The following is a 20,917-nucleotide window of genomic DNA, read 5'->3' as shown; positions in this document are numbered from 1 at the left end:
ATTTCATAAGCAGACCGCGATGCCGAGAATAAGAAGTGTTCGACCTGAGTGTGTAACGTTATTGGCCAGCGGTTTTTTATTAGTCGCCTTCAATATCAATCTTTGGCAGCATCTTTTCGCAATCACCAGCGCTGATACCAAGGGCATCGCCATGCGCATTGCGTTTGGCGTGATGATCTTCTGCGTGTTCAATATCTTCCTGACGCTCATTGCGTTCAGGCGTATTTTCAAACCGGTGCTGACCCTGATGTTTATGATCAGCGCCGGGGTGGTCTATTTCATGACCGAATACGGCGTGATGATCGACGCCGGCATGTTCCGCAATTTCGCGGAAACCAATGTGACCGAAGTGCAAGGGTTGCTCTCCCTGAAACTGGTTGTCTACATCCTGTTGCTGGGTGTTCTACCGTCTTTTCTGCTATGGAAAACCCCCATCAATTACCGCCGCTGGCACCGCGAGTTGTTTAGCAAACTGGTGGTGGGCGTGGTGTGCAGTGTGGTGATTGGCGGGGCAGCGCTGGCCAATTATCAGGGGCTGTCTTCCCTGTTTCGCAATCACCACGAGCTGCGTTTGATGGTGGTGCCGAGTAACTATATTGGCGCCTCGGCGGGCTATCTGAGCGAGCAGATCATCTCTGCGCAGCGCCCGTTCGTGAAGCTGGGTGAAGACGCGAAGCGCTCACCCGACTGGGCGACGCACACCCGCAAGTCGCTGACAGTGCTGGTGGTCGGCGAAAGTGCCAGGGCTGAAAACTTCGGGATTCTCGGTTATGGCCGTAATACCACCCCGAATTTAAATAAAGAGAGTGGTCTGGTGGCCTTCACCGACGTGTATTCGTGCGGGACTGAAACCGCAGTGTCGGTGCCGTGTATGTTTTCCAATATGGGGCGCAAGGATTACAACGCCACCAAGGCGCGTAATCAGGAAGGGTTGCTGGATGTACTCAAGCGCGCCGGGATCGATGTGATCTGGCGTGATAATCAGGCCGGTTGCAAGGGTACCTGCGACCGGGTGGCTTTTCAGGATGTAAGCAATCTCAAGGATCCATTGTTGTGCAACAACCATGAATGCCGGGACGAGATCTTACTGCAAGGTCTTGAAGGGTTTATCGACAGTCTGGACAAAGACACCGTGTTGGTTCTGCATCAGATGGGCAGCCACGGTCCGGAATACTTCAAGCGTTACCCTAAAGCATTTGAAATGTTTACCCCGGTGTGTGAAAGCAATGCGCTGAACAATTGCAGTCGCGACAGCATCGTCAATGGTTACGACAATACCTTGCTGTATACCGATCACGTGCTGTCGAAACTGATCGATGTGCTGCGTGCCCATCAGAACAAAGTCGACACGGCCATGATTTATCTTTCCGACCATGGCGAATCATTGGGTGAATACAACCTCTTCCTGCATGGCACGCCGTATCTGCTGGCTCCGGATCAACAGAAGCATGTCCCCATGATGATCTGGTTGTCAGACAGCTATCAACATTCGTTTGCCGTCACCCCGGAGTGCCTGGCCAAGGAACGCAACGCGCCGCTCAGCCAGGATAATCTCTTTCATTCCATGCTCGGTCTGCTGAAAGTCGACACAAAGGTCTACAACCCCAGCCTGGACATGTTTGCCCGGTGCCGCAGTGAGGTGACGGCCAGCGCTCAGTGAGTCTGCCTGGGTCAGAAACAGCTGCAAGACCGGCTGTTTCCATCACTCATTTGTATGAAGATGCTCAAGACCCGGACGACAGATGCGCGATAACACCCGGTCGCGATATATACTGCGCGCCATTGTTGAAGGGAGAGCCGTGTGGCCATCGATATTCACTGGATTCGCGACGACGACAGCCTCGCCCAGCATTGCGCTCAGTGGCAGTCTCTGCCGTTCGTTGCGCTCGACACCGAGTTCATGCGGGTCGACACTTTTTACCCGATCGCTGCGTTGCTGCAGATCGGCGACGGCTCACGTGCCTGGTTGATTGACCCGTTATTGATCAATGACTGGACGCCACTGTCTGCGTTGCTTGAAAACCCCGAGGTCATCAAGGTCGTGCATGCGTGCAGCGAAGACCTTGAAGTCCTGCTGCGACTGACCGGCAGCCTGCCGGTTCCGCTGTTCGACACTCAGTTGGCCGCCGCTTACCTGAACCTTGGTTTTTCCATGGGCTATTCGCGTCTGGTGCAGGAGGTGCTCAACATCGACCTGCCCAAAGGCGAAACCCGATCTGACTGGCTGCAGCGCCCGCTGTCGGAAACCCAGATCAGCTATGCCGCTGAAGATGCGGTGCACCTGGCTGAGCTGTTCGGTATTTTGCGTCCGCGTCTGTCCGATGAAAAATATGCCTGGTTGCTGGAAGACGGCGCTGAACTGGTCGCCAACCTGCGCCGTGAGGTCGACCCTTACGAGGTCTACCGTGACGCCAAGCTGGCCTGGAAACTGTCCCGTGCGCAGCTCGCGGTCTTGCGTGGGCTCTGCGCATGGCGCGAAGTGCAGGCCCGTGCCCGCAACGTGCCGCGTAACCGCATCGTGCGTGAACACTCGCTCTGGCCGTTGGCCAAGACCCAGCCTGACAATCTCGGCGCACTGGCACGGGTCGAAGACATGCACCCGCGCACGGTTCGTCAGGACGGTGAATTCCTGTTGGAGCTGATCAAGACCGCCGCCAGCACGCCGCCTGAAGAGTGGCCACCAGCGTTGCCCGAGCCGTTGCCCATTGATGCCTCGGGTGCCATCAAGCGCCTGAGGATGATCGGTCAGCAGTACGCCGAGCAACTGGACATGGCACCGGAACTGATGCTTCGCAAGAAGACTCTCGAATCCCTGCTCAAGAGCGGTTATCCCGACGGTCCCTATCAACTGCCCGATTCGCTGCGTGGCTGGCGTCGCGAATTGATGGGCCAGGCGTTGCTAGACAGTCTGGCGACGCAGGGAGAACAGCCTTGAAGCGTATCTGCTCGATCTATCGCAGCCCGAAAAGAAATGAAATGTACCTCTACGTCCTGAAAAGCGACGTGCTCAAACGTGTGCCGCCTGAGCTGCTGGTGGCGTTCGGCAAACCGCATCATGCATTCGATCTGGTGCTCAGCCCAGAGCGGGCGCTGTCGCGCGAGGACATTCACAAGGTGCTGGAAAATCTCGACACCCAGGGTTATCACCTGCAGATGCCGCCTGCCGAAGACGAGTACATCGAGCATCTGCCCGAAGAGCTGCTGCGCCGCAACGATCCGATATGATTGACCCTACACGCTTTAAAGCGACCCACGCCTGACGTGGGTTGTCTGTCCCGTTCTTAAGGTTTTTGAAACATGCGCGTCCTGATTGCCGAGCACGATTACCCCGTATACACCCAGCTACTGCGCAAGGCCGCGCCTGACCTGGAAGTATTGAGCAGCGGCGACTCCGCCGAGCTGTCTCGAATGGCTTGCGACTGTCCGGTCTGGCTGGGACAGCCGGACCTGATGGCCAACCTGCTGCGCCAGGGTCACAAGCCCCAATGGTTGCAATCCACTTGGGCAGGCATCACGCCGCTGCTGGTCGATGGCCTGTTTCGTGAGTATCGCCTGACGCGCGCGGTGGGCATTTTTGGTCAGGTCATGGCGGAGTTCGTGCTGACCTACATGCTCGGTCACGAGCGCGAGGTGCTGGCGCGTCTGATGAGCCAGGTCGAGCGCAAGTGGGACAATCGTCCGGGCCAGAGCCTGGCTGGGCGCAAGGCGCTTATTGTGGGCGCAGGCGACATCGGTCAACGGGTTGCCGAGTTTCTGGTGCCGTTTGGCGTGCAGGTGTTCGGCGTCGCTTCGGCGGCACGCACCCAGGCACCATTCGTTAAGGTCTCGGCGTTGACCGATATCGACGATCAGGTTGGCGACATGGATTACGTTATCAACCTGCTGCCTAACACTCCTGAGACGCAGGATCTGTTCGACGCAAAGCTATTTGCCAGCTTCAAGTCCTCGGCGTTGTTCATCAACGTTGGACGTGGCGCTGCCGTGGTCGATGCCGACCTGGTCGAAGCCTTGAAGGAAGGGCATCTGGCGGGCGCTGTGATTGACGTCTGCCGTCAGGAGCCGTTGCCGCAGCGCCATCCCTTCTGGACGGCCTACGGTTTGCTGCTGACCGGGCACAGCTCTGCCCCGACCTCGCCAGTGGCCATGACTGAATTGTTCGTTGAGAACCTGAAGGCCTGGAACGCCGGTGAAGCGCTGCGCGGGGAAGTGGATTTTTCACGCGGCTATTGAGTGGCTCAAGTCAGGCTTCGGGAGCACGCTCTCTCACACTCAAACGCGTGATTGACTGAAGAAACACCCTTCTTTGAGTGGAAGGGTGTTTGCTCCGAGGCAGCGCCGCGTCGAGACGCGGCGAGAAAACGACCCACGTTTTAAAGCGAAAAATCGCCCTCGGCTGCCAGCTGCGCGACCGGCAGGCGCGGGCTTGGCGCTTCGCGGCCCTGCAGGTATTCAGGCAGTGTCGACTTGTCGCCCTGCTTGCCGACCGCAACGGCAGCATGCAGTGCGTAGCCTTCAGGGATATTCAACTCCTTGCGCGTCAGGTCCTGATCGAACCCGGCCATGCCATGAGTGTGCCAGCCGCTCAGACTGGCCTGCAGGGCCAGATAACCCCATGCAGAACCTGTATCGAACGTGTGCCACAGGGCCGGACCCTCTTCGGTCGCGCCTGGCGCGGTGAACGTAGTCTTGGAAATGACGATCACCAGTGCCGAGGCATGTTGCGCCCAGCTGCGGTTGAATTCGTTCAGCAGACCCAGGTAACGCTCCCAGTTCGGCGTGTCGCGACGGGCGTACAGAAACCGCCATGGCTGCGAGTTGTAGGCCGAAGGCGCCCAGCGTGCGGCTTCGAAAAAGCTCAGCAGGGTTTCCTCGGGAATGCTTTCGCCGGTAAAGGCGCGTGGCGACCAGCGCTCGGTGAATTGCGGGTCGATGGCGTGTTCTGCGATGCGAGAATTTGTGCTCATGGAAATCCTGTCAAGAAAAGCGCAAGGGGAGCGTGGCTCGATGGGCCGGTGTCGGCAGGCATCGCGTTGACGCGTTGAAAGCGCTCTAAAGCTACTGTTTTGCCTTACCGCTGACAAGAGCCTCGCTACCGGCAGTCGCAAGTGCTTGGCCCGCACTCAATGTGCTACTAGACTGGCGGCCTTTTCCACAGCCGATACCGTTGTCTGAACCATGGCCGCCAAAGTTGAACCCTTCTGGATCCGCAAGACCCTCGACCAGCTCGACAGCAACGAGTGGGAGTCGCTGTGCGACGGCTGCGGGCTATGCTGTCTGCAGAAGCTGGAGGACGAAGACGACAATAGCGTTTACTACACGCGTATCGCCTGCAAGTTGCTGGATCTCAAGACCTGCCAGTGTTCTGACTACCCCAATCGCCGGGCGTCGGTGCCGGACTGCATTCAGCTCACGCCGGGTCAGGCAGATGAGTTCAAATGGTTACCGCCGACCTGCGGCTATCGGTTGGTGAGCGAGGGGAAGGACTTGCCGCTCTGGCATCATCTGGTATGCGGTGATCGGGATGCGGTGCATCACGAGCGTATCTCCCAGTCCGGACGCATGCTCAGTGAGCTGAGCGTGGCCGAGGACGACTGGGAGGATCACCTGATCTTTCGCGCGGGCTGAATAATCAGACGCCGGGCTTGGGCTCGGTCAGTGCGTCGATGCCGTTGACCGCTGCCGTCTTCACGGCTTTTTCAGCGTTGTCTTTCATCTGGGTCAGTTCTGCGCCGGCACGTTCGAGGGTGGAGCGTGCGCTTTGCAGGTCGCTGCGACCTTTTTCCATCAGGCTCTTGGCCGAGCAATGGCCGGTGATGCCGCGTGCCAGAACTGCGCCACCAATGGCCAGTTGAATCAGGCCCAGGAACCCGCCGCGACGCACGCCTTTACCCATCATCAGCACGCCGCCTGCCAGCGAGCCGATGCGCTCCCAGCCTTGCACGTTCTGATCGGGATGCGGCTGAAAGGTATCAGGTGTGTCGATACGCTCGATAATCGGGGTGTCGCGCATGGTGGCTCTCCAGAGTGGTGTAAGTCGGTTCACAGAAACTGACTGCCCGCGAGCGAGACTGGTTCAATGCTTTTACTTCAGGCTTCGCTGGACGGATCGACCTTCTCGCGACCGAACTGGGGGCCTGAGCGGGTATTGATGCCTTTTGCCATGCGGTCGTAGAGCACGACATTAACCGTGGCCGCCAGATTCATGCAGCCCTCGGTGGGGATGTAAACCACGTCTTCGCACCAGTCGCGAATGTCCTGATCGAGAGAGCCGTCTTCGGGACCGAAGATATACAGCGCACGATCCGGGTGCGTGTACTCAGGCAGTGCCCTGGCACCCTCGACCAACTCGACAGCTACAGGAATGCAGCCCAGCGGCAGAATGCTCTTGAGGTCCTCAATGCCGATCAGCGGGATGTCCTGATGGATTTTCTTGGTGTCGGTGATGAAGTCACGCGCGCGTTCATAGCGCTTGCCGGTATAGAACACCGAAGCCACGCCGTAGCAGCCCGCAGCGCGCATGACCGAGCCGACGTTTTCCGGGGACTTGGGGTTGTAAAGACCGATGCAGGCGTAACGTTTGTTGGCCACGAGGAGGGTGCTCTGGGGAAAACCGCCGATTATACAAGAGTGCCGGACGTCAGAACCACATGCGCACACCGAGCACCAGACGTGCCTCGCTTGAGTCCTCGCCCTCATCGCGCGCGTAATCGGCGGTTTTGCCATAGGTACGGTTCCAGGTCACGCCGATGTAGGGCGCAAACTCAGGGCGTACTTCGTAGCGCAGCCTGAGCCCGAATTCGGTATTGGAAAGGCCCGAGCCGATGCCGCGTTGCGGATCGTTCTTGCCATACGCATTGATTTCGGCGGTGGGCTGAAGGATCAACTGGTTGGTCAGCAGCACGTCGTAATCGCCTTCAAGCCGCGCGCCAGTCTGTCCGGCTTCGCCGAGAAAAGCGGTGGCCTGGACCTCAAGACTGGAAATAACAGTGCCTTGCACGCCAAACGCCGCCCAGGTCTGGGGAGCGCCGGGTTTGAAATCCTGACGGGCACCGGCGACCACGTCCCACCATGGGCTGACGGCGTGACCCCAAAGCGCCTGCACTTCGGCCTCATGGGTCTTGCCGTTCAGGCGTTCGCCTTCCGAACGCAGCACCAGTCTGTCGATGTCACCGCCGATCCAGCCGGAAAGATCCCATGCCAGCGCGCTGCCATCGTCCGCGTTCTGCCATTCCAGTTTCTCGGCCAGAAAGAACGAGTTGATCGCAGCATCGTGGACCTGATGGCCCGCATGGCTGGTGTACACCGCTGCCCGGTCTGCATCGGTGATGGGCGGGATCGGGGTCCGGCTCTGCTCGGGCGCTGATTGTGTCGCCTGCTTGTCGGGCATGACGTGGCTGGAGTGGTCCATCCCGTGACTCATTCCATGGTCCATGCCTTCCATGTCGGCGGCCGTCGCCTTCGCGGTCATCAGCACCGTGAGGCTCAACAGCGCGATGGACAGGCGAGGGCGGTTCAGGAGGGCGTGCAATGCTTGAGTCTTTTTCATTCTTCCACCCGCACTTCGCGAAACATGCCCATTTCCATGTGGTACAGCATATGACAGTGATACGCCCATCGCCCAAGCGCGTCGGCCGTTACACGGTAGCTGCGTCTAGTGCCCGGCGGCATGTCGATGGTGTGTTTGCGCACTTTGAAGGTGCCGTTCTCGTCTTCCAGATCACTCCACATGCCATGCAGATGGATTGGGTGAGTCATCATCGTGTCGTTGACCAGCACCACGCGGACCCGTTCGCCATATTGAAGCTTCAGGGGCTGGGCGTCCGAGAATTTCACGCCGTCGAATGACCAGGCGAATTTCTCCATGTGTCCGGTGAGGTGCAGCTCGATCGTGCGGCTCGGCTCGCGGCCATCCGGGTCTTCGAAGGTGCTGTGCAGGTCGGCGTAGGTCAGTACCTTGCGGCCGTTGTTTCTCAGGCCGATGCCAGGATCGTCGAGTTTGGGTGAGGTGCTCATGGCTTGCATATCGACCAGCGGGTTATCAGTCTCGCTGGTCGGGTGCGATTGCATCGTGCGTGTCGGCATGGCGCTGTGGTCCATGCCTGGCATGTCATGGCCCATCTGGCTGTGGTCCATCCCCTGCATGTCGTCAGGTTTCATGGCGCCATGATCCATGCCCATGTCGTCCATGCTCAGCAAAGGACGTGGGTCTAACGGCGGCACGGCGGCCTTAAGACCCAGCACGCTGGTCAATGTGCCTCGGGCAAAGCCGCTGCGGTCCATCGCCTGGGCGAACACGGTGTAGGCCCCATCGGCAGGTTCGACGATCACATCGAAGGTTTCGGCCACAGCGATGCGAAACTCATCGACGGTCACCGGTTTGACATGCAGGCCATCGCTGGCGACCACGGTCATTTTCAGGCCGGGGATGCGCACGTCGAAGTAGGACATGGACGAGCCGTTGATAAAGCGCAGCCGCAGACGCTCGCCCGGCTTGAAAGCACCGGTCCAGTTCATGTCCGGTGCCTGGCCGTTCATCAGGTAGGTGTAGGTCGCGCCGCTGACATCCGCCAGATCAGTCGGATTCATCCTCATCTGCGCCCACATTGCGCGGTCGGCTACCGTCGCGCTCCAGCCCTTGTCGCTGACATCGCTGATGAAATCGCCGACGGTGCGCTTGTTCTGGTTGTAGTAGTCGGACTGCTTCTTGAGCTTTTTCATCAACCGGGTCGGGTCTTCGTCCGTCCAGTCGGTGAGCATGACGACATGCTCGCGGTCGTAGCTGAACGGCTCGGGGTCTTTCGCGTCGATGATCAGCGGCCCGTAAACCCCGGCTTGTTCCTGAAATCCAGAATGGCTGTGATACCAATAGGTGCCGTTCTGCCTGACCTTGAAGTGATAGACATACAGGCCGTTCGGTGCAATGCCGTCGAAACTCAGGCCCGGCACGCCGTCCATGTTGGCGGGGAGGAGGATGCCGTGCCAGTGAATGGACGTTGTGTCCTTGAGTCGGTTCTTCACCCGCAACGTAACGGTGTCGCCTTCTCTCCAGCGCAGCAGAGGGCCGGGGAGGCCGCCGTTGACGGTCATGGCCGTACGTTGGCTGCCGGTGATATTGACGGGTGTTTCGCCGATGAACAGGTCGAACTCCGTGCCCGACAATTCCAGTAATTGCCCCGGACGCGGCGCAGCCCAGACCGGACTGCGCCAAAGCCCCAGCCCGCCGAGCAGCCCGCCTGCGGCCAGTCCTTTCACGAAGGTTCGTCTTGATGTTCTGGGAAGCATGATGGCGGATCCGGTCAGTCGGTTCGTCGCAGACCATACGGTCTGCGGGTTTGACGGGAAGATGCCACAACGCGCAAGGGCGGGGGATTACATTTCAGTCAGGTTGCGCCACGCCAAATACGGACGCCGCAGTATTACTGTGCGGGGCGTCATACAAAGATTTCGTATTCCGCAGGGCGATCCCGTCACTCATCCTTCTTCATCAACCCTGCCAGGGCGGCGAACGGGTTGTGAGTGGCCTTGGAGGCTTTCGGTGAGCTCAGGGAGCTGTCGGAGAAATATTGCTGGTCGGTGTAGCGCGAGTGTTCGTTGTCGTGGCAATACAGGCAGAGCAGTTCCCAGTTGGAGCCGTCCTGCGGGTTGTTGTCGTGGTTGTGATCGCGGTGGTGCACGGTCAGCTCGCTCAGGCGCTTGCCGGCGAACTCGCGGGCACAGCGGCCGCAGACGTGCGGGTACATGCGCAGGGCCTTGTCGCGGTAACCCATTTCACGGTCGCGCTGGGCGTCGGCCAGAATGCGGTCCAGCTTGGCAGTGTTGGAAGGAGGATTGGCCGTGCTCATGGTGTCACCTGTTCGTGTGCGCATTAAAAGCGGAATGTCGGCAGTTTAGCGCCAGATGAACAAACTCACACCTGCTGCGAGAGCAGTTGTCCGTCGACCATGCGCAGGCGTCGCGACAGGGAAATGGCCAGCGCGCGGATGATCTTGGCCGCGATCTTTGGCGCATCCTCAAGCATCTTGTCCAGCGAGTCGCGGCCCAGGTTCAGCAACTGGCAATGGGTCGCCGCGATGCAACTGGCCGAACGACGCTCGCCGTCCAGTACCGCCATTTCGCCAAAAGCCCGGCCACGGCGAAGGGTGGCGATCTCGACCTGCTGGCCTTCGCTGTTGAGCTTCTGCACGGACACGGTGCCCTGATGGATGATGCACATGAAGGTCCCGGCATCGCCTTCGGCGAACACGGCTTCACCCTTTTCGATGTCGGTGATGCTGAAGTAACCGGCCACCGCCAGGAAATCGCCCGGCAGCAGGGTATCGAACAGGCCGCAGTCCAGCAGCATGTCGCGTATGGCGTTGTTCAGGTTGGACAGTTGTTCTGACATGGTTCGGTCTTGTGATCAGGCGTTGGAGAGGGGAGCAGATCCTTGCTCCCGATGCTAGTAAGACAGGCGTTTAGCGCCAAGTTCATTCGCCCATCTTCAATACCTTGAAGATGAACCCATACTCCAGCGCCACGTCGCGCAGACCTTGATAGCGTCCACTCATGCCGCCGTGTCCGGCACCCAGTTCGGTCTTGAGCAGCAAAAGATTGTCGTCGGTCTTCGTGGCGCGCAACTTCGCGACCCACTTGGCGGCCTCCCAGTACTGCACCCGGCTGTCGTTGTAACCGGCGATCACCAGCATGGCCGGGTAGGTTTGAGCGCTGACATTTTCATAGGGCGCATAAGCCTTGATGCGCTCGTAGACTTCAGGCTCCTGGGGATTGCCCCATTCGTCATACTCGGTCACCGTCAGCGGCAATTCGGGATCGAGCATGGTATTGAGCACATCCACGAACGGCACTTCGGCAATCGCCGCCTTGAACAGCTCCGGGCGTTGGTTGAGCACCGCGCCCATCAACAGGCCGCCTGCGCTGCCGCCGCTGATCACCAGTTGCTCGGAACGGGTCAGCCCTTCGGCAATCAGGTGCTCGGCGCAGGCAATGAAATCGCCGAAGGTGTTCTGTTTGTGTTCCTGCTTGCCGTTGCGATACCAGGCTTCGCCCAGCTCGCCGCCGCCACGCACATGCGCAATGGCAAACGCCACACCACGGTTCAGCAGGCTCAGGCGTGCGTGGGAAAACCACGGGTCCAGGCTTTCCCCGTAGGCGCCATAACCATAGAGATACAGCGGCGTCGCCTGACCGGCCAGCTCGCGTTTGACCACCAGACTGATCGGTACCTGCGTTCCGTCGGCAGCCGTTGCCCAGAGACGCTTGCTGACATAGGCGTCGGCATCGAAGGTGCCGAGTACTGGCGTTTCCTTGAGCACCACTTGCTCGCCGGTCGCCAGTTCCAGCTGACGGACCTGAGGCGGGCGGTTCAGCGACTGATAACGCAGGCGGATGCGCGGGCTGTCGAACTCCAGTGAGTCCTGCACATACAGGCTGTATGCCGCATCAGGCAATTGCACGCGATAGGCGGGCAGGTCTTGAGGGCGGATTTCGATAATCGGCAGGCCGCCTTCGCGCAGACTCAGGCTCAGGCCTTTGGCGTTGAGGCCGACGCCTTCGAGCATGACCGAATCGCTGTGCGGGATCAGCGTCTGCCAGTCATCGCGGGTCACAACGCCGCTCGCCTTCTCGGGTGCGTGGTACAGCGCGAAATTGATGCCACTCTGGTTGCTGCGAATGAACCAGTTCCAGACGCCGTCGAGCAGGCCGTGATCAGGAAAATACTCATGGCCTTCGACGCGGGGCGCCAGACAGACGAAGGCCTGCTCTGGATGTTCGGCGTCCAGCACCCAGGCTTCGCTGGTGGTCTTGCTGTTGAGCAGCAGCACCAGTTGGCGTTCGGAGCTGGTGCGGAAACAGTGCAGGAAAAAGCGGCCATCCGGCTCGCTGAACACCAGGTCGGCGGACTCGTCACCCAATCTATGGCGGTACAGCTTGTGCGGACGATGGGTGTCGTCCAGCTCGCCGAAGAACAGCGTCTGGCTGTCGTTGGCCCAGGTCATGCTGCCGTCGCAATCCTCGAACGGCAGGCTGCTGACCTGACCGGTGCTCAGTTCCTTGACGTACAGCTGGTAAACCTCGTCGCCACTGGTGTCCAGGCTGTAGGCCAGACGTTGATGATCAGGGCTGATGCTGAACGCACCCAGCGAAAAAAAGCCGCCGTCGGCCAGGACGTTAGGGTCCAGCAGCAGCTCTTCGCGACCTTCGTCCACGGTGTTCGAATCATCCGCCGGACGCGGGCAGCGGTAGTGGCGCGCGTACTCGTCACCCTCTGTCGTGCGGGTGTAATACAGGTAAGGGCCCCACGGCGAGGGCAGCGACAGGTCGGTTTCCAGAATGCGGCCTTTGATTTCCTGGAACAGCGTTTCACGCAGTGCGCTCTGGTCTGCGAGTTGCTCTTCCTGATACTGGTTCTCGGCTTTCAGATAGTCGAGCACCTCATCGGTGTCGCGGTTCTGCAGCCAGGCATAGGGATCGGAGCCGTCGGCCTTGCGAGCGATGGGGGCGCTGGAGGTGGCATTCGAAAAGGACATGCGGGGCTCTCTTTGAAGGCGTCAATAGAATGAAATATGAGTAGACGCTGCACTGAATGAACAACCCATGCAAGCCGGGCCAGTGAAAAGCCGTTATCATAAGCGCCTCTTTACCTGCCTTACCACGGACGACATGACCGAGAACGACTATCTGATCGCCTGGAGCCTCTACGCTTTTGCTGCGTTGGGTTGCCTGCTGGTATGGTTTCTGATGACCGGCTTGATGTGGCGCTACCTCAAGGAGCCGCTGCGGGTCATCGCCGCCGTGCTGCTGTTCACCCCGACCATGGTGGATCCCGCCAAGGACGCCTATGCCCCTGCGGTTGCAATTACTGCGCTGGACCTGATGTTCAAGGTCGGCAGCAATGTGTGGGCTGCCGTTTCGGATCTGGCCATGTACGGCATGTTTGCGTTCGCTGCCTATCTGGTGTTCGTGCTGATCCGCTGGCCGATCGAAAAAAGCCGCAAGGCCCGTCAACCTCAGCCCGTCACCGAGCCTGTTGAAGCAGACACGGAAGACGAACCGTTTGCCGGTGACGAGCGTTATGCTCGCAAGCCCGTGACGCCGGCACCGGCCGCTTCTGCGCGGGGCGCCCGGGTCGAGCCGCGTCTGTAGGGTCCCGCTTCGTCGGCCTGCTTTGCAGCCTGAAAACGTCTTGAAGCGAGAACCTGAACATGTGTGAACTACTGGGCATGAGCGCCAATGTCCCCACCGACATCGTATTCAGCTTTACCGGGCTGATGCAGCGCGGTGGCAAAACCGGTCCGCACCGTGACGGCTGGGGCATCGCCTTTTACGAAGGTCGCGGCCTGCGGCTGTTCCAGGACCCGGCCGCCAGTTGCGAGTCGGAAGTCGCGCAACTGGTGCAGCGTTACCCTATCAAGAGCGAAGTCGTGATTGGCCATATTCGTCAGGCCAACGTCGGCAAGGTCTGCCTGTCCAATACTCATCCCTTCGTGCGTGAGTTATGGGGTCGCAACTGGTGTTTCGCCCACAACGGCCAGCTCGCCGAATTCAGCCCGCGCGCCACGTTCTATCGTCCCGTGGGCGATACCGACAGCGAAGCGGCGTTCTGTGATCTGCTCAACCGCGTGCGTGAAGCCTTTCCCGAGCCTGTCGAAGTTGAACAATTGTTGCCGACACTGATTCAGGCCTGCAGCGAGTACCGCAGCAAAGGTGTGTTCAACTGCCTGCTGAGCGATGGCGACTGGCTGTTCTGCTTTTGCAGTACCAAACTGGTCCAGATCACCCGGCGCGCGCCGTTTGGGCCGGCCCGTTTGAAGGACGTTGACGTAATTGTCGATTTTCAGGCGGAAACCACGCCGCATGATGTGGTCACAGTCATTGCCACCGAGCCGTTGACTGCAAACGAAAACTGGAACGCCTATGAGCCGGGCCAGTGGAGTCTGTGGCGCAAGGGTGAGTGTGTCGCCAAGGGCTCGACTGAAGCGGTCATGCCATAAAGGCGCGCGTTCAAACGGAATTCAACGCAAGAGGGATGTCCATGCTGCGAAGTTATCTGCGATTGGTCCTGTTCACCGCAGGCCTGCTGTTCGGCGTACAGGTGCCCGGCTTCATCAGTGACTACAGCAAGCGTGTCGAGGCGCACCTGATCGAAGCCCAGCAAGCGATCAAGGGTTACAACAACACCGCTGCGCAGTTCTTCAAGGGCGATATACAGGCGCTGATTCAGCACTACCGCAGCAGCGAAGATCCGGTGTTCCGCAGTGATGCCGACAACATCGACACCCTGCTGACCCGTACCCATGTGCTGGAACGCCAGTGGCTGGGCCTGCAAGGGCCGTGGTACTCACGAGCGTTCTACGTGGCCACGTCTTCGGATCCGGACATCCGTCGCGAGACCTTCAATGGCTACACGTGGCAAGTTTTGTTGGCACCTGAGGTCATCGCCTGGGGCATCATCAGCGCGTTGCTGCTGGCGCTGGTGATCGAAAGCGTTGTGCTGTTGCTCGGCTGGGTCGTTCATGGCGGACGTCGCAAGCCGCAGCTGGAAAGAGACTGGCGCTAGGCGCGTCAGGCGAGCACCCATTAACACTGGAGACACGCCCATGGGCAGCCTGTTACTGAACTGCGATATCGGCGAAAGCTTCGGCGCCTGGACCATGGGCCTGGACGCCGAGATCATGCCTTTCATCGACTGCGCCAATATCGCCTGTGGTTTTCACGCAGGCGATCCGAGCGTCATGCGCAAGACCGTCGGCCTTGCGCTCAAGCACGACGTGATGATCGGGGCACATCCCGCCTATCCGGATCTGGTCGGCTTCGGTCGCCGCTCGATGGCCTGCAGCCCGCAGGAAATTCAGGACCTGCTGCATTACCAGATCGGCGCGCTGGCCGGTGTCTGTCGCGCACAGGGCGGCGAGGTGCGCTACGTCAAGCCGCACGGCGCGCTGTACAACGACATGATGGCCAATCCGGCACAGTTGCGGGCTGTGGTCGAAGCCATTGCCCGCTACGACGATCAGTTACCGCTGATGTTGCTGGCCATGCGCGACAACAGCGGGGCGCAGGCCATCGCCGATGAGTTCGGCATTAAGTTGTGGTTCGAGGCATTCGCTGACCGTGCCTATGATGGCGCGGGGCGTCTGGTGTCCCGTCAGTTGCCCGGTGCCGTTCACCATGAACCTGAGCTGATCATCGCTCAGGCCATCCGTTTTTCCCGTGGCGAGCCGCTGCAAGCCTCTGATGGCAGCGAGTTGTTCCTGTCGCCCGACACGTTGTGCGTGCATGGCGATAACGCCAGTTCGGTTGCAGCTGTACAGCGTATTCGGGCGGCTCTGAGCGAGCCGGCAGTCAGTTGAACCGCAGCAAACTGTTAACGGCATGAAACACCGTGATGAATCATGATAAAGGGCCGGTTATATAACGGCCCTTGTTTCATTGTGTATATAAGCCAGCACCGTATCAGGACTGTTCCACATCAATATATCCACGATCGAAAGGTTCTCTATAAAGTGGGAATCAGGCACCGTGGAATAACGGAATGAAGAGGGGGTCAAAAAGCGCAGTTCAATACCGCGTTCCTGCCACTCCTCGGCGACATAGATAGCGCGTCCGCCCGTGGCATTAATGTATTGACGGGCTTCCATTAATGTGGAGATTTCCAGTGCCCATTGCCCCGCATGTTGAATCGCGGGCAGATCAAACCTCATGTCCGAGCAGGTCTTCCACGTGAACGGCAGGCCCAGATAATCACACACAACGCTCAGTGAACGGGTATTCAGGTCACTGATGTGCGTGGTGTCCGGCGAGTTGAACGTGAGGTCGATCAATTGCATCACGGACTTGAAGTACGGCGCCTTGCAGCGGTAGTGCTCCAGCTGGTTCCTGATCCGTTTGTGGGCGGCCGTGTAATCGATGATCGTGGCGTCCTTGATCAGTGTTCCGTCTTTGGCGGTGACCGGGACTTTGATGTATTGCCAGCCACCGTAGCCGTCCAGCACACGGTTGCGGTTCATCCAGCTTTTGCGTTTGTATTTGACGATATCGAAGATCAGTCCGCGTTCCACTGCGGCGATGAGTTGAAAGTAACCAATATAGGGGAAAAAGTAAGGCTGCATGATTCCGAGCGTTTCAATCATAAGTAACCCGCGAAGTCGCGACGGTTGCTTAGGCAAAACGATGGAGTAACGGCAGGACTACTTACTCAGTCAGCACATGACCGTCTGATTCAGACTGCGTGAAAACAATTACGCTATGTTTTTACACAGCCTGAAATGGTTGTCAGAAACCTGAGCGTAGTTTGAAGTGACAAACCGAACATGCTGTTGGTCGGTTTAAAAAAAGCCAGTCGATGACTGGCTGGGTACAGAGGGGGAATGGTTTATTTGGCCAGATAACGCATGCCTTCCTCCAGGCCGCGCAAGGTCAGTGGGTACATCTGGTCTTCGACCAGGTCGCGCACGATGTGCGTCGATGTTGTGTAGCCCCAGGTGTCTTTCGGGTAGGGATTGATCCAGATGAGCTTCTTGAACTTGGCCATGAAGCGCTGCATCCACACATGGCCTGCTTCTTCGTTCCAGTGCTCGACACTGCCGCCGGGCTGGGTGATTTCATACGGTGCCATCGAAGCGTCGCCGATGAAGATCACTTTGTAGTCCGCACCGTATTTATGCAGCAGGTCCTGAGTCGAGGTTCGCTCCGACCCGCGGCGCAGGTTGTTCTTCCACACCGACTCGTACACGAAATTGTGGAAGTAGAAATACTCCATGTGCTTGAACTCGGTCTTGCAGGCCGAGAACAGCTCTTCGCAGACCTTGACGTGGGCGTCCATCGAGCCGCCGATGTCGAACAACAGCAGCAGCTTGATGGTGTTGCGCCGCTCCGGGCGCATCTGGATGTTCAGCAGGCCGGCATCGCGGGCGGTGTGATCGATGGTGCCGTCAATGTCCAGCTCGTCTGCCGCGCCCTGGCGAGCGAATTTGCGCAAGCGCCGCAAGGCGACCTTGATGTTGCGCGTGCCCAGTTCCACCTGATCGTCCAGGTTCTTGTACTCACGCTGGTCCCAGACCTTGACGGCCTTGCCCTTGCGCTCGCCTGCGTCACCGACCCGAATGCCTTCGGGGTTATAACCCCCCGAGCCGAACGGGCTGGTGCCGCCGGTGCCGATCCATTTGTTGCCACCGGCATGGCGTTCTTTCTGTTCTTCCAGGCGTTTCTTGAATTCTTCGATCAGCTTGTCGAGGCCGCCCAGCGACTGGATCTGCGCCCGCTCTTCATCGCTCAGCGAGCGCTCGAACTCCTTGCGTAGCCAGTCTTCCGGGATCAGCGCCTGCAGGTGGTCATCGAGCTTTTCCAGGCCATTGAAATAGGCGCCGAATGCCCGGTCAAACTTGTCGAAATGGCGTTCATCCTTGACCAGAATCGTGCGCGCCAGAAAGTAGAACTCGTCAATGTCGGCGAAAATGACCCGCTGTTTCAGCGCATTGATCAGGTCCAGCAGCTCGCGCAAAGACACGGGCACCTTGGCCGCACGCATTTCGTTGAACAGGTTGAGCAGCATGGCTGTCGCCCTTTTTCGTGGCAGGGTGAATGAAGAGGATCAGCGATTGCCGCGACGGCTCATGAACGCCAGTCGCTCCAGCAAATGCACGTCCTGCTCGTTCTTGACCAAGGCGCCGGCCAGCGGCGGAATGGCCTTGGTGGGATCGCGCTCGCGCAGCACGGCCTCGCCGATGTTGTCGGCCATCAGCAGCTTGAGCCAGTCCACCAGCTCGGACGTTGAAGGCTTCTTCTTCAGGCCCGGCACCTTGCGCACGTCGAAGAACACGTCCAGCGCTTCGCTGACCAGGTCTTTCTTGATGTTCGGGTAGTGAACGTCAACGATACGCTGCAGCGTCGCGCGGTCCGGGAAGGCGATGTAATGGAAGAAGCAGCGACGCAGGAACGCGTCCGGCAGCTCTTTTTCGTTGTTGGAGGTAATGATGATGATCGGGCGCTGTTTCGCCTTGATGGTTTCATCGATCTCGTAAACGTAGAACTCCATCTTGTCGAGTTCCTGCAACAGGTCGTTGGGGAATTCTATGTCGGCCTTGTCGATTTCGTCGATCAGCAGGATCACGCGCTCTTCGGACTCGAAAGCCTCCCAGAGCTTGCCTTTTTTCAGGTAGTTGCGCACATCGTGAACCTTGTCCACGCCCAGCTGCGAGTCGCGCAGGCGGCTGACAGCATCATATTCGTAAAGTCCCTGATGCGCCTTGGTGGTCGACTTGATGTGCCAGGTGATCAACCGCGCTCCGAAGGATTCGGCCAGTTGCTCGGCGAGCATGGTCTTGCCGGTGCCCGGCTCGCCCTTGACCAGCAGCGGACGCTCCAGAGTGATCGCCGCGTTGACCGCAAGCTTCAGATCGTCAGTGGCGACGTATGCCGGGGTGCCTTCAAACTTCATCAATCAATCCTCTCGCAGGACATGCGCGGCGCAGCGCCCGCACGCCGAAATGGTGGCCATACATGCCTCGACTATAACGTGCGTAACGGACGCCTGTGAACGCAGACGCCCCATTCAGTTCTTGAATGGGGCGTCACGGTTTGACCGGGGTGAGCCAGGGGATCAGGAATCCTTGTTGCTCTCGTAACGCGCATTGAACGCCTGCACGAACGCGTTACGCAGAATCTGCAAAAATGCCTGGAAGCCGCTGATGTCTTGCTGGCGGACGCTGCCGCTGAGGTCGACGCGGGTTGCGAACTGGTTTTGACGCTGGTTCTTGAGCACGGTTTCGCTGGTGCCCACCAGTGCTTCCCAGATCGAACGAAACACGCCTTTGTCCTTGTCCTGCACGTCCTGACGCCAGTTGAAGACATCGACGTTGCGCAGCAGCGGTTTGATATAGCCGCTCAACTGGCCCTTATCAGCCTGGGCTTCGATCACAAGGTCGCCGTTACCTGCGTTGAAGTCGAACTTGCCGTAGGCCGAGGAGAAGTCGTTGAGTTTCCTGAGCTGAATGCCGGTGGCGCGCAGGCGGAAGTCGAAATCCTGAAAGTTGCTGAGCGGATCGAAGCGGGCAGAGCTTTCCAGGCTGGCGTGGCCCAGCAGGCGCGCCTTGCCTTCGAAGCTGGCGTCGCGATTACCTTCGACGTCCACCACGTTGGTCAGGTTATAGAAACTGGCGTTGACCCGGTCGGCCTCGATGGTCACCTTGGGCGTCGAACTGAAGTTGTTGAACGTAATACGCCCGTTGCCGATGCGCACTTCGTTGAGGGTGATGGGCAACAGCTTGTTCAGCTGGGTGCGCCAGTCAGTGCCCTGACCGGTCTGGGACGCCTGTTTGTCGTTGCCGCCATCGACAAAGTTGATTTCCGGGTCGATAAATAAAACCTCCGCCACGACGGCGTGGTCGTACCAGAGCGAGTGCCAGCTAACCGCCAGCTCGATGATCGGTGCCTTGACGAAGGGCACTGGCACCTTGCCGTCGACCTTGACGATGTTCAGCCCCTTGATCCGGTACGCACCGCGCCACAGGGCCAGGTCCACATCAGTGACCTGACCGCGATAGTCGCCCATGTCGGCGAGCTTGTCGTTCAGGTAGTTGCGCACCATGTAGGGCAGGGCGATGTGCAGGCCGATCAGCAGGACTACCAGCGTGGCCAGCGTCCATAGCGGCCAACTGTAGCGACGTTTCATGACGAGTCTCCGGTTGCAGTGAAGGGTTGACTGCGTTCGGCAGCATCGGTTCGGTGATACTGGACGCCCAACGGCTGGCGGCATAGGCTTTGTTTATTTATCGATGTGCACAAGGACATATCCATGAGCCGTATTTACGCTGATAACGCCCATTCCATCGGCAATACGCCGCTGGTACAGATCAATCGTATCGCGCCGCGTGGTGTCACCATTCTGGCCAAGATCGAAGGGCGTAATCCGGGTTACTCCGTGAAGTGCCGTATCGGTGCCAACATGATCTGGGACGCCGAAAGCAGCGGCAAGCTCAAGCCGGGCATGACCATCGTCGAGCCGACGTCGGGCAATACCGGTATCGGGCTGGCCTTCGTCGCTGCGGCCCGTGGTTATAAATTGATGCTGACCATGCCCGCTTCCATGAGCATAGAACGTCGCAAGGTGCTCAAGGCATTAGGTGCCGAATTGGTGCTCACCGAGCCTGCCAAGGGGATGAAAGGGGCTATCGCCGAGGCTCAGGCGCTGGTCGCTCGCGATCCTGAGAATTACTTCATGCCAGGCCAGTTCGAGAACCCGGCCAACCCGGCCATCCATGAAAAGACCACCGGCCCTGAAATCTGGAACGACACCGACGGTGCTATCGACGTACTGGTAGCGGGCGTAGGCACTGGCGGTACCATCACCGGCGTCTCGCGCTACATCAAGCATACTGCTGGCAAGCCCATTCTTTCGGTTGCCGTCGAGCCGGATGGCTCGCCGATCATCACTCAGGCGATGGCCGGTGAGGAGATCAAGCCCAATCCCCACAAGATCCAGGGCATCGGTGCAGGCTTCATCCCGAAAAACCTCGACCTTTCACTGATCGACCGGGTTGAGCGGGTGACGGACGACGAGTCCAAGGCCATGGCCCGTCGTCTGATGAAGGAGGAAGGCATTCTCTGCGGTATTTCCTGCGGCGCGGCGATGGCCGCTGCCGTGCGTCTGGCAGAGAAACCGGAAATGCAGGGCAAAACCATCGTTGTCGTCCTGCCGGACTCTGGCGAACGCTACCTGTCGACCATGCTGTTCAGCGACCTGTTCACTGACCAGGAGCTGTCGCAGTAACACATCTTCGGCAGCGTGCGCTTCTTGCGGGCGGTTCAAGGGTTTATGATGGCCACCTTTCGAGTGCCGGGCGATCTTCACGGGTCGTCGGGCATTTCTGGTGCTTTGCATTGCCTCATGACCCGCGTTACGTTCAGCGTTGTCTGCCCG

General features: G+C 59.1%; 21 protein-coding genes and 1 pseudogene. 10 read left to right on the top strand and 12 right to left on the bottom strand.

Going from position 1 to position 20,917, the window contains the following annotated elements; all coding sequences use genetic code 11:
* The first annotated feature begins 19 nt into the window (after positions 1-19).
* From H8S56_RS04965 to H8S56_RS04950, 4 genes are all read left to right on the top strand, one after another.
* Complete coding sequence (locus H8S56_RS04965) at positions 20-1,660, top strand: phosphoethanolamine transferase (protein ID WP_024686277.1); 1,641 nt, start codon at positions 20-22, stop codon at positions 1,658-1,660.
* A gap of 141 nt (positions 1,661-1,801) precedes the next feature.
* Positions 1,802-2,935, top strand: a complete 1,134-nt coding sequence (rnd, locus tag H8S56_RS04960; RefSeq protein WP_187518041.1) for a ribonuclease D — start codon at positions 1,802-1,804, stop codon at positions 2,933-2,935.
* A complete protein-coding gene (locus H8S56_RS04955; RefSeq protein ID WP_024686279.1) occupies positions 2,932-3,225 on the top strand; it encodes a YcgL domain-containing protein in 294 nt (97 codons plus the stop codon). The genes rnd and H8S56_RS04955 overlap by 4 nt, the downstream gene beginning before the upstream one ends.
* Before the next feature lie 72 nt (positions 3,226-3,297).
* Positions 3,298-4,230: a D-2-hydroxyacid dehydrogenase gene (locus tag H8S56_RS04950; protein ID WP_187518040.1), complete on the top strand. Its 933-nt coding sequence runs from the start codon at positions 3,298-3,300 to the stop codon at positions 4,228-4,230.
* 140 nt (positions 4,231-4,370) lie between these two features.
* On the opposite strand, the gene H8S56_RS04945 is transcribed toward H8S56_RS04950, so the two are convergent.
* Positions 4,371-4,964, bottom strand: coding sequence for a nitroreductase family protein (locus H8S56_RS04945; RefSeq protein ID WP_024686281.1), 594 nt, complete (start codon positions 4,962-4,964; stop codon positions 4,371-4,373).
* Between the two features lie 211 nt (positions 4,965-5,175).
* Between H8S56_RS04945 and H8S56_RS04940 the strand changes: the two genes are divergently transcribed.
* The gene (locus H8S56_RS04940) at positions 5,176-5,625 is read left to right on the top strand and encodes a YcgN family cysteine cluster protein (protein ID WP_024686282.1); all 450 of its coding nucleotides are present in this window, start codon (positions 5,176-5,178) and stop codon (positions 5,623-5,625) included.
* A gap of 4 nt (positions 5,626-5,629) precedes the next feature.
* Here the strand turns inward: H8S56_RS04940 and H8S56_RS04935 are convergent, their stop codons facing one another.
* The 7 genes and pseudogenes from H8S56_RS04935 to H8S56_RS04905 form a co-directional block, all read right to left on the bottom strand.
* Entirely contained in the window at positions 5,630-6,010 is a 381-nt protein-coding gene (locus H8S56_RS04935; protein ID WP_024686283.1) for a YgaP family membrane protein, read from the bottom strand.
* A 77-nt stretch (positions 6,011-6,087) separates the two neighbouring features.
* Entirely contained in the window at positions 6,088-6,588 is a 501-nt protein-coding gene (locus H8S56_RS04930) for an RNA methyltransferase (protein WP_024686284.1), read from the bottom strand.
* Between the two features lie 49 nt (positions 6,589-6,637).
* Positions 6,638-7,546 (bottom strand): copper resistance protein B, encoded by a 909-nt coding sequence (locus H8S56_RS04925; RefSeq protein ID WP_187518039.1) that lies wholly within the window; start codon positions 7,544-7,546, stop codon positions 6,638-6,640.
* The gene (locus H8S56_RS04920; RefSeq protein WP_187518038.1) at positions 7,543-9,282 is read right to left on the bottom strand and encodes a copper resistance system multicopper oxidase; all 1,740 of its coding nucleotides are present in this window, start codon (positions 9,280-9,282) and stop codon (positions 7,543-7,545) included. Before H8S56_RS04920 ends, H8S56_RS04925 begins: the two co-directional genes overlap by 4 nt.
* 185 nt (positions 9,283-9,467) lie before the next feature.
* On the bottom strand, positions 9,468-9,842 hold the full coding sequence (locus tag H8S56_RS04915; protein WP_024686287.1) for a YajD family HNH nuclease: 375 nt from the start codon (positions 9,840-9,842) through the stop codon (positions 9,468-9,470).
* A gap of 65 nt (positions 9,843-9,907) precedes the next feature.
* Positions 9,908-10,384, bottom strand: coding sequence for a cyclic nucleotide-binding domain-containing protein (locus H8S56_RS04910; RefSeq protein ID WP_024686288.1), 477 nt, complete (start codon positions 10,382-10,384; stop codon positions 9,908-9,910).
* 82 nt (positions 10,385-10,466) lie between these two features.
* Positions 10,467-12,514, bottom strand: a pseudogene (locus tag H8S56_RS04905) (S9 family peptidase).
* Between the two features lie 146 nt (positions 12,515-12,660).
* Here H8S56_RS04905 and H8S56_RS04900 point away from each other — a divergent pair.
* Genes H8S56_RS04900 through H8S56_RS04885 form a run of 4 tightly spaced genes read left to right on the top strand, consistent with a single transcriptional unit; the run spans position 12,661 to position 15,350 of the window.
* Positions 12,661-13,143 carry an MFS transporter gene (locus tag H8S56_RS04900; protein WP_187518036.1) on the top strand — a complete coding sequence of 161 codons (483 nt, stop codon included), beginning with the start codon at positions 12,661-12,663 and terminating at the stop codon, positions 13,141-13,143.
* 59 nt (positions 13,144-13,202) lie between these two features.
* On the top strand, positions 13,203-13,991 hold the full coding sequence (locus H8S56_RS04895) for a class II glutamine amidotransferase (RefSeq protein ID WP_024686291.1): 789 nt from the start codon (positions 13,203-13,205) through the stop codon (positions 13,989-13,991).
* Positions 13,992-14,032: 41 nt separating this feature from the next.
* On the top strand, positions 14,033-14,557 hold the full coding sequence (locus tag H8S56_RS04890) for a DUF2937 family protein (protein WP_024686292.1): 525 nt from the start codon (positions 14,033-14,035) through the stop codon (positions 14,555-14,557).
* Positions 14,558-14,597: 40 nt separating this feature from the next.
* On the top strand, positions 14,598-15,350 hold the full coding sequence (locus H8S56_RS04885; protein ID WP_187518035.1) for a 5-oxoprolinase subunit PxpA: 753 nt from the start codon (positions 14,598-14,600) through the stop codon (positions 15,348-15,350).
* A 57-nt stretch (positions 15,351-15,407) separates the two neighbouring features.
* Here H8S56_RS04885 and H8S56_RS04880 read toward each other — a convergent pair whose 3' ends face one another.
* The 4 genes from H8S56_RS04880 to H8S56_RS04865 form a co-directional block, all read right to left on the bottom strand.
* Entirely contained in the window at positions 15,408-16,130 is a 723-nt protein-coding gene (locus H8S56_RS04880; RefSeq protein WP_187518034.1) for a WbqC family protein, read from the bottom strand.
* Between the two features lie 242 nt (positions 16,131-16,372).
* The gene (locus H8S56_RS04875; RefSeq protein WP_187518033.1) at positions 16,373-17,551 is read right to left on the bottom strand and encodes a vWA domain-containing protein; all 1,179 of its coding nucleotides are present in this window, start codon (positions 17,549-17,551) and stop codon (positions 16,373-16,375) included.
* Positions 17,552-17,590: 39 nt separating this feature from the next.
* Positions 17,591-18,436: an AAA family ATPase gene (locus tag H8S56_RS04870; RefSeq protein ID WP_024686296.1), complete on the bottom strand. Its 846-nt coding sequence runs from the start codon at positions 18,434-18,436 to the stop codon at positions 17,591-17,593.
* Positions 18,437-18,598: 162 nt separating this feature from the next.
* Positions 18,599-19,669 (bottom strand): AsmA family protein, encoded by a 1,071-nt coding sequence (locus H8S56_RS04865; RefSeq protein ID WP_187518032.1) that lies wholly within the window; start codon positions 19,667-19,669, stop codon positions 18,599-18,601.
* 123 nt (positions 19,670-19,792) lie between these two features.
* On the opposite strand from H8S56_RS04865, the gene cysK reads away from it, so the two are divergent.
* Positions 19,793-20,767: a cysteine synthase A gene (cysK, locus tag H8S56_RS04860; RefSeq protein ID WP_024686298.1), complete on the top strand. Its 975-nt coding sequence runs from the start codon at positions 19,793-19,795 to the stop codon at positions 20,765-20,767.
* Positions 20,768-20,917: the final 150 nt, after the last annotated feature.

Origin of the sequence: Pseudomonas triticifolii (assembly GCF_014358015.1) — a bacterium.
GTDB lineage: Bacteria > Pseudomonadota > Gammaproteobacteria > Pseudomonadales > Pseudomonadaceae > Aquipseudomonas > Aquipseudomonas triticifolii.
Note: the sequence above shows the minus strand (reverse complement) of the source record. Positions and strands in the feature narration are given on the sequence as shown.

Coding starts and splice junctions, on each gene's coding strand:
- H8S56_RS04965 (WP_024686277.1), top strand. CDS start 20: ATGCCGAGAATAAGAAGTGTTCGACCTGAGTGTGTAACGTTATTGGCC.
- H8S56_RS04950 (WP_187518040.1), top strand. CDS start 3,298: ATGCGCGTCCTGATTGCCGAGCACGATTACCCCGTATACACCCAGCTA.
- H8S56_RS04945 (WP_024686281.1), bottom strand. CDS start 4,964: ATGAGCACAAATTCTCGCATCGCAGAACACGCCATCGACCCGCAATTC.
- H8S56_RS04940 (WP_024686282.1), top strand. CDS start 5,176: ATGGCCGCCAAAGTTGAACCCTTCTGGATCCGCAAGACCCTCGACCAG.
- H8S56_RS04935 (WP_024686283.1), bottom strand. CDS start 6,010: ATGCGCGACACCCCGATTATCGAGCGTATCGACACACCTGATACCTTT.
- H8S56_RS04925 (WP_187518039.1), bottom strand. CDS start 7,546: ATGAAAAAGACTCAAGCATTGCACGCCCTCCTGAACCGCCCTCGCCTG.
- H8S56_RS04920 (WP_187518038.1), bottom strand. CDS start 9,282: ATGCTTCCCAGAACATCAAGACGAACCTTCGTGAAAGGACTGGCCGCA.
- H8S56_RS04915 (WP_024686287.1), bottom strand. CDS start 9,842: ATGAGCACGGCCAATCCTCCTTCCAACACTGCCAAGCTGGACCGCATT.
- H8S56_RS04910 (WP_024686288.1), bottom strand. CDS start 10,384: ATGTCAGAACAACTGTCCAACCTGAACAACGCCATACGCGACATGCTG.
- H8S56_RS04900 (WP_187518036.1), top strand. CDS start 12,661: ATGACCGAGAACGACTATCTGATCGCCTGGAGCCTCTACGCTTTTGCT.
- H8S56_RS04895 (WP_024686291.1), top strand. CDS start 13,203: ATGTGTGAACTACTGGGCATGAGCGCCAATGTCCCCACCGACATCGTA.
- H8S56_RS04890 (WP_024686292.1), top strand. CDS start 14,033: ATGCTGCGAAGTTATCTGCGATTGGTCCTGTTCACCGCAGGCCTGCTG.
- H8S56_RS04885 (WP_187518035.1), top strand. CDS start 14,598: ATGGGCAGCCTGTTACTGAACTGCGATATCGGCGAAAGCTTCGGCGCC.
- H8S56_RS04880 (WP_187518034.1), bottom strand. CDS start 16,130: ATGATTGAAACGCTCGGAATCATGCAGCCTTACTTTTTCCCCTATATT.
- H8S56_RS04875 (WP_187518033.1), bottom strand. CDS start 17,551: ATGCTGCTCAACCTGTTCAACGAAATGCGTGCGGCCAAGGTGCCCGTG.
- H8S56_RS04870 (WP_024686296.1), bottom strand. CDS start 18,436: ATGAAGTTTGAAGGCACCCCGGCATACGTCGCCACTGACGATCTGAAG.
- H8S56_RS04865 (WP_187518032.1), bottom strand. CDS start 19,669: ATGAAACGTCGCTACAGTTGGCCGCTATGGACGCTGGCCACGCTGGTA.
- cysK (WP_024686298.1), top strand. CDS start 19,793: ATGAGCCGTATTTACGCTGATAACGCCCATTCCATCGGCAATACGCCG.